This window comes from Oerskovia rustica, from assembly GCF_014836555.1.
Taxonomy (GTDB): Bacteria; Actinomycetota; Actinomycetes; order Actinomycetales; family Cellulomonadaceae; genus Oerskovia; species Oerskovia rustica.
Genome location: NZ_JACSQQ010000075.1, coordinates 1 through 1,300, shown reverse-complemented (window position 1 = coordinate 1,300; position 1,300 = coordinate 1). Strand labels below are relative to the sequence as shown.

At 70.2% G+C, this 1,300-nt stretch carries 1 protein-coding gene and 1 pseudogene; both read left to right on the top strand.

Going from position 1 to position 1,300, the window contains the following annotated elements:
• Nucleotides 1–183, top strand: a pseudogene (locus H9652_RS19480) (methyl-accepting chemotaxis protein); the annotation flags it as partial.
• Between the two features lie 50 nt (nucleotides 184–233).
• The coding region (locus tag H9652_RS20415) for a HAMP domain-containing protein (protein WP_191798466.1) at nucleotides 234–1,300 on the top strand (1,067 nt) is incomplete at its 3' end.

Below are 1,300 nucleotides of genomic sequence, written 5' to 3'. Positions count from 1 at the left end.
GAGATGTCTCGTGGGGTGCAGGAGTCCGCGACGGGTGCTTCGGAGATCGCGGGCAACATCACCGGCATCGCGACCGCCGCCTCGTCGACCGCGGAGGCGATCCAGCAGATGAACGACTCGATCGCCGAGCTCGCCCGGATGAGTGCCGACCTCCAGTCCGACGCCTCGAAGTTCGTGTACTGACGCACGCCCCACGATCCCGCACGAGCCAGCATCTGAGGAAGGAACAGCACGTGAACCGGCAGAGCGAAGCACCCGACGACCTCGCAGTCACGCTCGAGATCGCGCCCGAGGCGTTCGTCGAGTCCTCCCCCGACCCTCTGCCGACCACCGGCACGGTGTCGGGCGACGGGCCAGACGCGGCCCCTTCCCGGACCCCGGGCACGGAGCCGACGACGCGTGCCGCAGGCGGCAGCTTCCTGCGTTCGGTCCGCACCCGGATCCTCGGGCTCGTCGCGCTCCTCGTGGTCGCCATGATCGTGCTGGGCGCGGTGGCCGTCTCGACCACGGTCTCGCTCCGGGACCGCACGGAGCGGATCGCGATGATCCAGAGCACGCTCAACGCGCGCGTCATGGCTCTGCAGAGCTCGGTGTGGTCGTACCGTCTGGCGACCGGCGGGCTGGGTGACTACATGGGGGAGGCCGACGAGGCGGGCCCGCAGTTCGTCGCGATCGACGGGGCCCACGGTGCGGTGACGGCCGAGATGCGTGCGTTCGAGGACATCTACGCAGGGATCGGCGAGGCGGTGCCCGACCAGTACGGGTCGTTCGCCCTGTCCGTGAACGAGTACATCTCGATCGTCGAGGAGCGCAAGCTGCCGGCCTTCGAGGCGGAGGACCGCGCGGCCTTCCGGTCGGCGGACACGGACCTCGACAAGGTCGGGCAGCAGATGGGGGGCGCGCTCGACCGGCTCCAGTCCTACATCGACGACATCCTCGCGGACGAGACGGCCGGAGCAGCGAGCGAGGCGTCGACGGCGATCGTCACCCTCGTCGTCGTCATCGCGGTCGGCGCTCTCGGCGGGCTGACGCTGGGCTGGGTGACGTCGGGCCGGATCAAGACCGCGATCGTCGGCGTGCAGCGCACGGTCGAGGCGATCGCGGACGGAGACCTGACCCACGAGCCCGACGTCCACGGACGGGACGAGCTGGGAGACATGGCACGTGCCCTGTCCTCGGCCCAGGCGTCCTTGCGCGCCACGCTCTCGGGCGTCCTCGAGTCATCGGTGACGATCGCGTCGAGTGCGGAGTCGTTGGCGGGGGTGTCGTCGCAGTTCTCGGCGTCGTCGGAGGAGACGGC